The organism is Chryseobacterium sp. SG20098 (genome assembly GCF_031844745.1).
Taxonomy (GTDB): Bacteria; Bacteroidota; Bacteroidia; order Flavobacteriales; family Weeksellaceae; genus Chryseobacterium; species Chryseobacterium cucumeris.
The window spans coordinates 607,798-621,558 of the sequence record NZ_CP134622.1 but is presented as its reverse complement, the minus strand read 5'-3'; the positions used below and the strand labels follow the sequence as shown (position 1 = coordinate 621,558).

Sequence of the window (13,761 nt, the reverse complement as noted above, 5' to 3'; positions counted from 1 at the left end):
TTTAAATAAATGTAAAAAACACACTTATTTTTTATAACATACTATAAAACAGTTTGTTAAATTGTTTTCACCTTTAAAACAACCAAAGAATTGGCCGGAATTTCTGTTGAAATTTCACCTTTTTTAGCTTCTGAATTCTCCTCTTTGGGTTTCACAGGTTCAGCATCGAAGTTATTTTCACTAGAAAGCTGCGGGGCAGACAGAAGAATTTTGGTTACTTTTTTACCGATTTTCAGAGTTTCTGGTTTGATATTTACCTTTTTAGCCTGAGTATCAGTATTGACAATTTTTATAATGATCTCATGAGTTTTTGTGTCCTTCACTGCTGTAGCGTATAATTTTTCCTCGCCAGATACTGCTTTTCCGTTATGTTCTATTTTTAATACATCCGTTCCTTTATTGTTGGAGAATAATTTCTGAACATAATAATTCGGGGTTGCATAAGATTTCAGATTATTGAACCAGATGAGATCGGGTGTCCACTGCCAGCCATCTGCATGGGCAAAAAGTGGTGCGTAGGAAGTCATATAGACCACATCTGCGTTTCTTTCAAGACCGGTCATAAAAGCAGCTTCTGAAAGAGCGGTTAGCCAGTTATTTTTATTATCAGGCTTTACCACACCTACAGACTGGGCTGCATATTCCCCGGCAAAAACTTTTGGTCCGGAACGGTCATACTGGTCGTATCTGCCTGCATTTTTCATAAACCATTCGGGGGAATTGTAATAGTGCTCATCAACAATCTGTGCATTAAGCTGCTTCAACTCTTTCCATCCATATTCGAAGAACTCGCCGTCGGGTGACGGTCCGCTTCCGGAAATGATCTTTATGTCAGGATATTTTGTATGAATGGCTTTTTCAAAAACTTTATAGCGTTCAATATAATCCGCTCCCCACTGTTCATTTCCCACTCCGATAAATTTTAAATTAAAAGGTTTTGGGTGTCCCATTTCAGTACGGACTTTACCCCATTTTGTTCCGGAATCTCCGTTGGCAAATTCAATCAGGTCAAGGGCATCCTGAACGTAGGGATCAAGGTCTTCCATTTTCACCAGTTCTGCTGTGTTGAACTGGCAAGCCATTCCGCAGCTCAGAATAGGAGCAGGTTCTGCGCCCAGATCTTCGGAAAGCTGGAAATATTCATAAAATCCCAGCCCGAAAGACTGTCCGTAATCCGGTGTAAGCCTGTGCGGAAATCCTGTACTCCATTTATTGATAAGGTATTCACGGTCTGCTATATTTCCTATTGTTTTTTTCCACTGATAGCGTTCTGCCAAGGTTCTTCCTTCTACGATACAACCTCCCGGAAATCTCAAAAATCCGGGCTGCAGATCATATAATTTCTGAACTAGGTCTTTTCGCAAACCTCCTTTTCTGCCTTTCCAGGTGTCTTGTGGGAAAAGTGAGATCATATCCATATTCACAATGCCGTTTCCGGTAAATGTAATCCGCAGTTTTGCTTTTTCTACAGTTTGTGGTGCTTTGAAAACTGTTGTATACTTCTGCCATCCGTTTCTTTTTATAAGTGTGGAAACTGAAGAAATTTCCTTCCCATTTTCATCAACAAGACTTGCATTGACCGCAGCAATATTTCCCGAAACATTCTCCAGATCAAAGCTGAAATCATAATTTTCACCTTGATGAAGCCCTATTCCCCTGAATCCTTCATTTTCCAGAATATAATTTTTATCATTCAGAACGGTAATTCTCGCATAATTTTTATTGTTTTTTTTAGGGTCGGAATAAATGGTCAGAAATCCGGAATCCAGATTAGGAGAAAGTGTTTTTGTGTTGGGCTGTTTCCATCCTGTAAATGGTTCGTCAAATTCAAAACTGCGGTTTTTAATCAGTTCAGCATACAATCCGCCATCTGCTGCAAAATTGATGTCTTCAAAAAAAATCCCGTACATGGTGGGCTGTATTTTAATAGGTGTAGAGGTTTCTTTCAGATCCAGGTTAAAGGTACGGACCGTATTATTCTGAGCCGAAAAAAAAGCAGCACTGAGGGAAATCGCGATGGAAAATATTTTATTTTTGGTTGTCATAGATCGTTATTTTGAAAACTAAAGCATGTCTCAATTTGTCTTGAATCAATTTTTATTTTACTGTTAATGGAATGCTTTTCAACACGGCATCATCAGAAGTTCCGCCATAAAAAATGGTATAATCGCCGGGTTTTGAAACCAGATCATCTGCTTTTTCATCATAGAAGGCAAATGAATCTTTGGAGAGGGTCAGCTGAATATTTTTTGTTTCTTTAGATTTGATTAAAGTCCTCTCAAAAGCCCTTAACGTTTTTACCGGTGCCTGGGTATCATTATTTCTTTTGATATAGACCTGAGCGACTTCTTCGCCATCCCTTTCTGAAACATTGGTTACCGGAATTGTGATCGTCACATTTTCGTTGGTATTGATAGTATTTTTGCTGAGTTTTGAATCTCCATAAACAAATTTTGAATAACTCAGCCCATGTCCGAACGGATAAAGAGGTTTTTCCGTCATATAACGGTAGGTTCTTCCCTGCATATCATAATTCTCAAATCCCTGGTGTTTGCTTGTCTTTGAAAGAGCGTTATCCAGCTGCTCAAGGTTTTTGTAAAAGGTAATGGGTAATTTTCCGGAAGGGTTATAATCCCCTGCCAAAACATCTGCTACGGCCGTTCCTCCTGATTGTCCGCCATACCAGGCATTCAACAGGGCATCATAATTTTTCTCATCCTGTTCCAATCCCAGAGCACTTCCGGTACAAAGAACAAAAACAACAGGTTTTCCGGTTTTTCTAAGCTCCGCTAACAGTTCCCGTTGCACTTTAGGAAGGGCAATCGAAGTTTTGTCACCTCCTCTGAAGCCTTCTGCATTTACCATCATCTCTTCACCTTCCAGACTTGGAGAAAGTCCGCCTGCAAAGACAATGACGTCTGCACTTTTCACCTTTTCCCTCACCGAAACAAAATTAACAGGGTCTTTTCTGTACACTTCAAAAGTGATACTCACATATTTTCCTTTTTGTGTATGACGCAGTTCTATCTTGTATTCTTTTCCTTTTTCCATTTTTACAGGAAACTCTGAAGGATGTCTTGCATCAGGTCCTTTTCTTGTGGCAATTTCTTTTCCGTCCACGAAAAGGGTATAGACATCGGAAGTGGAAGCAGAAAACACAACCTCTCCTGTATAGGTACTTTTAAAAATCCCTGAAATGATGGCTGAGGTATTTTCTCTTCCTACATTGGGTGCAAGCTGGGTTCCTCCAAAACTGTTGTAGCTGATGGCGGTGGGATTTACGGAAACATTGGCCGGCTGCCCTTTGAATTCATTGTTATTAAAAAACGTTACTTTCATTCCTTTCACGCCGTTTTTCTGACTGATGAAATTCTGATAGAGTGACGTTCTGGACGAAGGATCTGTTACTTCGCTTCCTTTTTCGTAGATAATCTCAGTATTTGGAAATTTGGTTTTGATTCCTTCTAAAATCGTTACAATGGATGAAGGAGTTCCATTATAATTTCCCAGCTGCATCAATCCGTCATCAGCATTCGGACCTACAACGGCAATTTTTTTAATGTTTCTACTGAGAGGCAGAACATTGTTTTCATTTTTCATCAGCACAATTGACTTTTGTGCCATTTTCAGTGCCTGCTTTTTATGTTCTTCAGAATCGACTACAGAATACGGAATGGTATTCCAGTGAACGGAAGATTTCGGATCAAGCATTCCCAGCTCAAACCAGCCTTTCAGGATTCTGCGCATTGATGCATCGATATCTTTTTCGGTAATCAGTCCGCTTGCCAGAGATTTATTCAGATTGTTATAGGTATCTCCGCATTCCAGATCGGTAGAATGTTTCAGGGCATCTGCTGCGGTTGTTTTTTCGTCAGGATGGGTGCCGTGGTATTTTTTCTGAAAGAAATCGGCCAGTGCCCAGCAGTCTGAGACCACCATTCCGTCATACTTCCATTTTCCACGGAGGATTTCAGTAAGTAAGGTATTGTTTGCACAACATGGCTGCCCGTCAAAAGCATTGTAGGCGCACATTACTTCTCTTACATTTCCTTCCTGAACCAATGCTTTGAAAGCGGGAAGATACGTCTCATACAGATCTCTTTTAGAAATTTCTGCGTTATAGGAATGACGGTTCCATTCCGGTCCGCTGTGTACCGCAAAATGTTTGGCACAGGCATGGGTTTTAAAATATTTCGGGTCGTTTCCCTGTAAACCTTTTACTGCTGCAACGCCCAGAACAGAGGTCAGATAAGGGTCTTCACCATAGGTTTCCTGGCCTCTTCCCCATCTTGGGTCACGGAAAATATTGATATTGGGTGTCCAGAAGGTCAGTCCTTCGTACCGCCCTGTTTTCAGAGCTTCATCAAAAGATCTGTTGTATTTTGCCCGTGCTTCATCAGAAATCATTTCAAAAGTTTTCAAATGCTCCGGAACATCCCATGTGGCCGCCATCCCGATTGCCTGAGGAAAAACTGTGGCTGTTCCTGCTCTTGCCACTCCGTGAAGTGCTTCATTCCACCATCCGTAGGCAGGAATTTCCAGACGGGGAACTGCCTGGGAATTATCCATCATCATTCCTATCTTTTCTTCTGTTGTCAATAAGGAAAGAAGGTTTTCTATTCTCTCATTAACCGGAAGATCCGGGTTTCTGAATGGGTATTTATAATGGCTCTGGGCAATAAATAAAGGTGCTGCCAGTGTTGCACATAGGACTAATACAATTCTTTTCATAGGTAGTATGGTTTCAATAAAGTCCGAAAAAAGGCTGTTGATTTTGTGATTAATCATTTTCAACCCACTGATTTCACAGATTTTTACGGATAATTATATTTTCATTCTTATTTTATACAAATTGCCAGTATTATTCAGCAACAATGCAATGGAAAACAAATATAACGTTCTATTTTAAATAAATTTAAATAATACACTTAAATTAAGAATAAATCCTACTTACTTTTGCTTTTCATCTACCAAATTGTGGAAATAAAGCCACCATAAGCAGGCTCATGATGGCTTTGGAATCAGTTTACTCTTTGATAAATTTTTGTTTTACTATTGTATTATTTTTTTGAGTAACCTCAATAAAGTAAATACCGGCCGGGAAATCTCCCACATTAATTTGGTTTTTCCCCGTATTTATTTTCAACCCGGATCTGATGACACTTCCCCTTCCGTCAAAAATGGTGGCAGCTGCTTCTGATAAATCAGAATCAATGAAAAGGTCTGCTTTTACCGGATTAGGATATATTTTTACATCCTCTTTTTTAGCTTCAGCAGAAATATTTCTGGTGCTTAACGATCCGAAGTTTAAAGGAAGAACGTTGGCAGAATAGCCATTTTCTTCTGTAAGATATGCTTTGAAAGATCCTATTGCAGGTTCACTTCCGGCAGCTACTTTATAGAAGCCCGTTACTCCGTTCTCGGTTTTCAACACATAGGCATTCGCCGGAACTTTGATACTCTGATATACTCCGTTCATCTGGTTGACCGTGATAGCTTTCGGAGTAGAAACATTTCCTGAACCATTGAAAGTAATATTTCCTGTCGCATTGATGATTACCGGAGTATTTGCGGGTATAATTCCGTTGGAAATTGGGGTACAGCCGATATTGCTTGCTCCAGGTGACATCGTATAAGCAGTAACTCCGGAAGGTATATTAGCCTGGAATGGTAAGATCAGGACGTCATAACCATTAAATATACGGCTGTAAGAAGCTGTATTGGCTGTGAAGTTAAACGGCACCTGAAAATCCATACTCTGACCGGAAAGGACAAGATTTGAACAAGCTGTACCTGAAATCACATTATTGGCAGATGAACTTATGTTTGAATTCACATAATAAATGCTGTTAGAGTTAGCACTCATAGGCTGCCAGTTATTGGAGGAAGTAACTCCTGCTGCATTTCTGAAGTCTACAGAAGTGTAGTAGCCATTTTCCAGGGCATCCATCAGATAGCTGTCGCTTGCAGAATAAGTTCCTCCGAATTTAGAAGCAATTTCATTACCTACATTGAAATAAACATCTCCCAGATTAATCGTAAGTACAGAGCTGTAATTGGAATTTCTCAATCCTAAAATTCCTTTGCAACCGTCTGTAAGAACCTGTCTTGAAATATCTAAGGTGATATCGAAGTTTCCTCCCTGCGGAAAATTAATCTTGCCATAATTATATGATTTCGTTACGCCCTGGCTGTTGATATAGTATAAAGTTGTATTGTCCGAATAGCTTTGTCCCGCCGTCGTATAGCTGTTTACATGCAGGATCAGTTTATTGTATCGGTCATTAAGCTGAAGATATCCGTTAGCCGCAGTCATATTATTACTGATAAGAGGACTTGGATTGGAGAACGTCACCGTTGTATTGCTGATATTGAATCCTGTCCCAAAAGCTGTACTGGTAGCCGTTTGTGTTTCGATTTTATTATAATGAATATCACCGCCTGTCATGAGAGAAGCAGGTCTGTCGCCGCTTTTATTAAAAACAAATGTCATGACACTGGAAGGGCTGATATCAGCAGTAGGCCGGAATGTTGCTGTACTCAAAGAAATAGGTGTGGTAACCATATTGGATTGTGTATTGGTCAATACTTTTGTTCCTGAAGTTGTGTAAAAAGGCAAGTCAACCTTCAAGCTATACGTGTTCTGAGAAGGATTGATGACCATAAGAACAACCTGATTTCCATCCTGGGAAATATAAGAAGAGCCTTGTAAAACTCCGGTTTTGTCATCCCATTTAGCTTCTATTCTCGTCTTTCCTGTTGTGTACTTGGCATAATGTGAAAGAATATAGCCTCTTTTGGTCATTACACCTGCGGGAGTTCCGTAAGTTCCGTCACCCATTAAGCCATAATAGCGTTTGGCAGAGTAATGGATCCATGCATTGATATTACCCAATAAAGCATTGTTGACGCTGCTGGCAAAGGTAAATGCATCGGTATTCCAGCTGAAATCTCTTGCCGGCTGGGTAGATGATGAGTTCCAGTTGATCAGATATTCTGTCTGCCAGATTTCTTTGTTATAATTCTGAAATTGTTTGTAAGTAGACTGCATAAGCCCATATTGATGCCCGCCATACACTTCAAAATTAGCCATTGCTGTAGGATCCAGCAAAGCACTGGCAAAATTATCCGTAAATCCCACACTTTCCGGGGCAATCACTTTACAGTTGATAAGCTGTCCGTAATTTTTGATAAAATTAGTAATCTGTGCAGGAGTCCAGATGCATCCTTGATACTGTGCCATCTCATCCGGTTCATTTTGAATGGAGATATAATCAAGCTCTACTCCGTTGTTCTGGAGATAGGTAACAAAGCTGTTAAGATAAAGGGCATAATCCTGATAATTTTCCGGCTTTAAATATCCGATCTGTTGTACTCCGTTAGCATCAGTATACACTGCATTGACATGGTTATTGGTTTTCCAGGCTGCGGGCATAGTCCAAGGCGAAGCAAAAATGGTAAGTCCCATAGATTTGGCCAACTGTGCTGTAGCCAGTACGGAACTCCAGTTGCTGCTATTTTCAGGGATATATAATCTCATAATATTATATCCACCTTCACTGGAAGCGCCCCAAAGCGTCTGAATTTCTGAGGTAGACATATGGTTATACGCAAACTGGGGACTGCAGACAAATCCCCGAACCCTTTTATTTTCTGATAAGATGTGTTCTTATCAATTTTTACAGTTGTAAGCTGCCCATACGCCAGACAGCTGAAAAACAAACATATAGAATGAATACTGAGAAGATTTAAAAATTTTTTCATAATGGTTTAGTTTTAGATATTTGTGATTTTGATCGTAAACAATTAAAGTAAGGGCAATAGATTCCCCATCAAGACGGTTGGTTTTCAAAAACTGTCAGGAAAATACCCTGAATGATATCAGGCAGCGATCTGTTAAATAAAGTTGCTTACAAAATCATTCGCTGTTCTTTCTCTTCATTCTCTGTGAGGGAACTGTATTTCAGATTGGAATGTGAATTAAGATTAATGTTTCATAATTAAAGTGTTGTTTGTGATAAGTATTGGGCCACTCAGTAAAGCATTTCGCTTTCGGGAGCGCCCAGGTAAGAGGGTTTTAATCCTCCGGTGTTGATCAGTATCTTTTCAAGGATAATACCGGGTTCCAGCACTCTGAAACGTAACATGTGCTTTCCAGCCTGCTGAACCGAATGCTTTGTAATAGATTTAATAATATGTTCGGACTGCCATCTTCCCAATTCTCCTTTGTAATGGCCATTGAAGTTGACAATTTGCGGAGTTTCGTTGTCAAAAGAAATTTCGTAACGCAATCCTTTATTATGATTAAAATTTAAAGTCGGGGCTAATAATAGCTGGACTTCAAACTCACCTTTTGATTCAAAATTGATATCATATTCAAGCCAGATATTTTCATCGCTTTTAGGATATGCATTCTGCGGAAAGGTTGTCACTCCCGACTTTGTTTTTCCAAAATCAGGAATCACTTCCCAATGAATTCGTTCAGAATTGCTCATTCTTGCAAAATTTTCTGCTTCAATGGAAACATAGCCGTTTTTCTCCTTAAATACCTTTTCTTTGGGAACCTCAGCTTCAGAAATATAGGTCACTTCAGGCATTATATTTTCTTTTCCGTCTGCCCAGCTTTTATATCCTATCCTCATCTGATCCATCATATGCTTCCATTTTCCTCCGGCAATCACATTATTGTATTGATTATCCAGATAAGCGTTTCTTTCAAAACATGTCTTCACTTTATCTGCGTAGAAATTTGCTTCAGGATCTTTTTTTGCTGCCAGTTCCCTGTTTTTTACCACCGCATAGTACATTTCGTATAAATTACTGCATGCATCAATCGGATACAGAACCAACTGATAATACGCATCCTGATAATCGGCAGGAATCTGTTCTTTTAACCGTAAAGCTTCTACGGCCAATGCTCTGTAATCATTTAAAACCGTTTCAAATTCATGATAATTTTCAAGGCTGTACGTTTTGCTGTCAAGGGTTTCAGGCGTTACTCTTCTGTTGTATTTGGAATATAGGTTAATCATCCGGGCAATTTCCCCGGCATGTTTTTCACCAAACTGCTGAGCGGTCCATTTCTCAGTATATTCAAAAAGATTTTTAGCATTAAACTGCTTTGGATTCCAGGCCATTTCCAGGAAAAAACTGATCGGAAACTCCATAGGTTTTAAATCTCCTACATTGACGATCCAAAGCTTATCCACCTTATGTTCATAGGAAAGGTTCATCTGTTCCCAGACTCTCTGGATGGGGCTTATGTTGATCCATTTGGAGTTTCTCGGGCCACCTACATAATCGAAGTGGTAATAGATTCCATAGCCTCCTTTATGCAAAGGCTTTGAAAGGTCCGGAAGCTTTCTTACATTTCCCCAGTTATCATCACAGAACAGCAGGATCACATCATCCGGAACCCGCATTCCTTTATCATAATAGTCCTGAACTTCTTTATACAATGCCCAGACTTGAGGTGTTTTCTCCACTTTCTTTCCGGTAACATCTGCGATGATTTTACGCTGATCTTTTACAATTTTCTCGAGCAGGGCAATATTGGTTCCCTCTCCCATTGCTTCGTCACCATCACCCCGCATTCCTACTGTTACGAGTTTTTCCCAGTTTTTGCTTCTCTCGAGTCCGGATTTCCAGAATTTTTGTAAAACTTCCGCATTTTTAGCATAATCCCAGACATTAGGGAGGTTATTTTTTTTGATATACCTGTGCCAGTCGGTTTGTGCCAAAGCCATAGGTTCATGGTGGGAAGTTCCCATGACAATACCCATTTCATTTGCTAAAGGGCCACTCAGAGGATCGTCGTCATAAAATGCTTTTCCCCACATTGCCGGCCAGATATAGTTTCCCTTAAGGCGCAGGATCAGCTCAAAAACTTTTTCGTAAAATTTAGAATTAACTCCGCCAAAAGTTGCTCTTGCCCAGCCTCCCAATGAAGGTTCTTCATCGTTAAGGAAAATACCGCGATACTCTACAGCAGGCTCACCATCGGTATAGATTCCTTTTTTAAAGTATACATTTTCTTTTTTCTCAACCGGAACGTCAGCCCAATAATACCATGGTGAAACACCTATCTGCTGAGACATTTCATAAATCCCGTAAATCGTTCCTCTTTTATCACTTCCTGCAATCACAATGGCTTCAGAAACGCCCGGAAATGGATCACTGACATTCTGAATGATATATTTTTCTCTTTTCCCTGTTAATGCTTTTCCATCCAGCTTTTTTTGCCGAATTAAATCATCAATGGTTTTGCTTTTACCTGCTTCACCAATAATGATGATCATCCCGTTTACTACGGAGTTTTGGGAAACCAGATTAGGCTGAACACCGGTTACTTTTTGAAAATCAGATTGAAGATTCGCAACGGCCCGCAGAATTCCTTTATCAGAATCACTATCTGAAAAAAGCATCAAACCTGAATTACGCTCTTTCAATACCATCGAATTTTCTGTCTTAGCAAAAGAAATAAATGGTTCGGTTGCTTTTACAAAAAATATAAACAACAACGTAAGAAACAGCGAAATGTTTTTTGTAAAATTCATACTCTATCTTTTTGATTTTAATTTTTAAATAAGTTCAGATCCACAAATTCTCCCATTCTCCTGTAGCCAGATTCATTGGGATGAAGAAAATCATGATCGTGCATATCATTTAAGATGACTTCCGGATTTTCACTTTGCATTTGTTTTGCAAAATCGATGACGGCATCAAATTTTCCGCTGTTTCTTATCCAGTCATTTACTTTTTTCCATGCCTCGATACGGAAAGGTTTGTCATAGAATGACTTTCCGAAAGGAAGAATCGTTGCTCCGTATACTTTAATTCCGTTAGCATGTGCCTTATTGATCATCACCTGGTAAGCGGCAATCAGTTCTTCTATTCTTTTGGAGGCATCATCAGCATCTCTTGTTCCTCCCAGATCATTCACTCCTTCCAGAATGATCAGCCATTTTACGCCCTGCTGATTGAGGATGTTATAATCGAAACGGTCTAATGCTGTAGGACCCAAACCGCCACGCACCACACAATTCCCACCAATCCCGAAATTAAGGACACTTACATTCCTGGTTGAAGGATTCGCCAGTAACCGCTGCGAAAAAATATCCGGCCAGCGATTCTGTTTATTGGTTCCCGATCCTCTTCCGTCGGTAATGGAATTTCCCATAATAGCCACCGCATACGAAGGTTCACCTGTCTTTACATCGATGTTAAAAAGCGAATACCAATGATCTGTTTTTACAGGATTTTTAAATATAGCAGCACTCGCTTGCACACCTTTAACAATAAAAGAGGTTGTTCTTGAACCCGGATGCCCGGTGACAGATTGGGTTACTTTTCCATAGGAAATTGTAATGGCCAGCAACGAATTAGACTTCAGGTTAAAGTTCACCTCATCAGAATAAATATCAGATCCGGGAGCAATTTTAAAATTATTTTTCTTCTCAAACGTTAATGATCTGATGGTGGCTGTATCCACATTGCTGCTATCGGATGGCACGGCAATAGAAACGGCTTTTACCGACAGACTATCCATGGAATATTTATTGGAAAAACGTAACCGCAGTTTTTTCCCACCCACAGATACACGGACAATCTGACGCAGAGTGTTTCCCGAAAGCCCCGGTTCCGGCGCAAGGTTTTTAGGTTCTACCAATTGGGGAGCCGTTGCCCAAGTGGTAAGCCGTTGACTTTTGGATGACTGCTTTTCCAGACTTCGTGAGGTAGAGCAGGAAATCAAAAATCCCGAAATGATAAAGATGTATAAGTTTTTGAAGTGCATTTTTTCTGTTTTTTGTTTTATCAAGCCTTTAATTTCTTACTACAAATCCTCCGTTCGGCTGAATTTCAATTGTAAAGTCGCCTTTTGCATTCACTTTCACTTCTTTTTCTGATGTATTCCCCTGAGCATCATCATTAATGAATCTAACTGTTTTCCCCGCAAACATCGGAAGCTTTATTTTCAGTTTCTGAGATTGTTTTTCAGCATTTACACCAGCAACATACCATTGATCCGCATGTCTTCTCGCAACCACGGCATATTTTCCGGGATAGCCGTCTATAAAAACGGTTTCATCCCAAAGTGTCGGAACTTCTTTCATGAAGCTGAGCTGAAATTCCGGAGCATCAGTCAGGTTATTCGGCATGATGCCAAACATCTGAACGGGATTCTGAAACAGGATTGCTGTAGCCAGCTGAAAGCCGTCCGTAGTATGTCTTTTATTTTTATCCCTGTTGGATTTTGTTAAATATTTATTGAGGAAAGTCCCGCCAAACTCCATACTTCCCACCGTATTCCTGATAAAAGGATGAAGCGTGGCAAAAAAAGCTTCCTGTTTCCGTACATCTTCTGAGAAATAAAGCATTTCTGAAGCAAGAACGGCTTCGCTTCCTGCATAATTCGGGTACATTACTTCCCAGCCTCTCGGTAAAGTAGCTCCATGGAAAATAATGGTTAGTCCAAAATCATTGGCATCTGACAGAATATCTTCGTAAAGACGCATGGTTTCCTGTTTGTCTCCTCCGAAGAAATCCACTTTGAGCCCTTTTACGCCTGCTTCTTTCAACCATTTCATTTCTTTTTTCCGTTCAATGGATGAGCTCATTTTATTTCTAGGTCCCATCGGAGCATCATTCGCCGCACCGTTGGAATTGTACCAAAGTAATACCCCGACATTTTTCGATTTTGCATATTGAATAAGCTCTTTCATGCGGTCTTTACCTATATTTTTATCCCAAAGCGCATCCATAAGAATAAACTGATATTTCAGCGTAGCAGCAAGGTCTATGAATTTCACCTGATCATCATAGTTCATACTGTTATCCTGCCAAAGAATCCAGCTCCAGGTAGATTTCCCGAACTGATACTCCTGTGAAGGCTCATACATCGGATCTACGACATCAAAAGGAATGGTAGTTTCTACGATGGGTTTCAGGGAGCTGCCTACTGTAATTGTTCTCCACGGCGTATTTCCGGGAAGAGAAATGGCTGCTCCGGTACTTCCGAAACCGTTATTTTCAGCAATATCCGGATAGGCTACTTTATAAAGGCTTTTTTCTGTTGTGGTTTCAAGGTGTGAAGCACAATACGTACTGTTCACTCCTGTCTCGGAAAGCAGTACCCAACCCTCATTTCCAATATGGAAAAGACCAGGGAAAACGTATCCGTAATCGGATGGCATTCCCAGCTCAGCATCAGCTTTATAGCCACTTTCATAACTTGGTGCCGTGCGTGCAAAACCTGTCATAGGCTTCATCATAGGTGAAAGAAAAGTAGTGGACTGTGATGGGAATCTGTACCCTGTGGATTCTGACTGTACCACAACACTCAGCCGTTCTTTCATCGGTGGAATATTGTAACGGAAAGCAATATTGTTGTTGCTCACCTGAAATTCAATACTGATCTGATGCTGGTCTACATTGGTGAAATTAACGGTTAAAGTATTGGCATTGTAATGAACCTCAGATTTTTTGATTTTTCCGTTCGTATATTTCTTAGAAATGATATCTTTATTGCTGTCGGTAAATTTCATATTCTTTGAAAAATCGGACTCATTGGTTACCAAACCCAGCGGGGATTTTTCAAGCATTGTTTTTCCCTGAAGGATAACATCATAGAAGGCTTTTCCCTCTTCTGAAAAAACCTGAAGCTTCAGATGTCCATCAAGACTAGAAATTTCTGCTACCTGCGCAAAGCTTTTGCTGATCAGAAACAGGCTGAATACGATATATAAAACTTTTTTTCTCATA

Annotated in this window: 6 protein-coding genes; all 6 read right to left on the bottom strand. The window is 40.0% G+C overall.

Annotation, left to right across the window (positions count from 1 at the left end; translation table 11 throughout):
• Positions 1-56 precede the first annotated feature (56 nt).
• Entirely contained in the window at positions 57-2,045 is a 1,989-nt protein-coding gene (locus tag RHP76_RS02745; protein ID WP_311229422.1) for an alpha-L-arabinofuranosidase family protein, read from the bottom strand.
• 52 nt (positions 2,046-2,097) lie between these two features.
• Complete coding sequence (locus tag RHP76_RS02740) at positions 2,098-4,731, bottom strand: beta-glucosidase (RefSeq protein ID WP_311229421.1); 2,634 nt, start codon at positions 4,729-4,731, stop codon at positions 2,098-2,100.
• Positions 4,732-5,026: 295 nt separating this feature from the next.
• On the bottom strand, positions 5,027-7,600 hold the full coding sequence (locus RHP76_RS02735; protein ID WP_311229420.1) for a T9SS type A sorting domain-containing protein: 2,574 nt from the start codon (positions 7,598-7,600) through the stop codon (positions 5,027-5,029).
• A 433-nt stretch (positions 7,601-8,033) separates the two neighbouring features.
• The gene (locus RHP76_RS02730; protein ID WP_311229419.1) at positions 8,034-10,556 is read right to left on the bottom strand and encodes a glycosyl hydrolase 115 family protein; all 2,523 of its coding nucleotides are present in this window, start codon (positions 10,554-10,556) and stop codon (positions 8,034-8,036) included.
• 17 nt (positions 10,557-10,573) lie between these two features.
• Positions 10,574-11,794, bottom strand: coding sequence for an SGNH/GDSL hydrolase family protein (locus RHP76_RS02725; protein WP_311229418.1), 1,221 nt, complete (start codon positions 11,792-11,794; stop codon positions 10,574-10,576).
• Positions 11,795-11,822: 28 nt separating this feature from the next.
• Positions 11,823-13,760: a glycoside hydrolase family 97 protein gene (locus tag RHP76_RS02720; protein ID WP_311229417.1), complete on the bottom strand. Its 1,938-nt coding sequence runs from the start codon at positions 13,758-13,760 to the stop codon at positions 11,823-11,825.
• Position 13,761 lies beyond the last annotated feature (1 nt).

What these genes read in the sequence shown, in the direction of transcription:
- RHP76_RS02745 (WP_311229422.1), bottom strand. Translation starts at nt 2,045, where the DNA reads ATGACAACCAAAAATAAAATATTTTCCATCGCGATTTCCCTCAGTGCT.
- RHP76_RS02740 (WP_311229421.1), bottom strand. Translation starts at nt 4,731, where the DNA reads ATGAAAAGAATTGTATTAGTCCTATGTGCAACACTGGCAGCACCTTTA.
- RHP76_RS02735 (WP_311229420.1), bottom strand. Translation starts at nt 7,600, where the DNA reads ATGTCTACCTCAGAAATTCAGACGCTTTGGGGCGCTTCCAGTGAAGGT.
- RHP76_RS02730 (WP_311229419.1), bottom strand. Translation starts at nt 10,556, where the DNA reads ATGAATTTTACAAAAAACATTTCGCTGTTTCTTACGTTGTTGTTTATA.
- RHP76_RS02725 (WP_311229418.1), bottom strand. Translation starts at nt 11,794, where the DNA reads ATGCACTTCAAAAACTTATACATCTTTATCATTTCGGGATTTTTGATT.
- RHP76_RS02720 (WP_311229417.1), bottom strand. Translation starts at nt 13,760, where the DNA reads ATGAGAAAAAAAGTTTTATATATCGTATTCAGCCTGTTTCTGATCAGC.